At 67.4% G+C, this 258-nt stretch carries 1 protein-coding gene; it reads left to right on the top strand.

Annotated features, from left to right (window positions below; translation table 11 throughout):
• On the top strand, positions 1 to 258 hold a 258-nt coding region (locus AC0L3B_RS39795; RefSeq protein ID WP_473383378.1), incomplete at both ends, for a GntT/GntP/DsdX family permease.

Here is a 258-nt window from a genome sequence, read left to right as displayed (position 1 = left end):
TGGCGCCTGGCGCGCGGTGCTGGTCTACAGCCTGCTGCTGCCGGTCGGGGTGTTTATGCTGTACGCCAGCCTGATCAGCGGCGGTATCTGGCTGGGCGCGGCGTATGCCGTGGCAGGCTTGAGCTGCGGTGTGGCGGGCATTCTCGCGCCGATGATGGCCGGGCTCGCGGCGACCCAGAGTTCACTGGTGGCGCTGGCCATTGGCGCAGGCTCGGTGTTCTTCTGCCACGTCAATGACGCCGGATTCTGGATGGTGCG

The organism is Bradyrhizobium sp. Kon56, assembly GCF_055807635.1.
The sequence above is the reverse complement of the archived record's forward strand: the minus strand, read 5'-3'. Positions and strand labels throughout refer to the sequence as shown.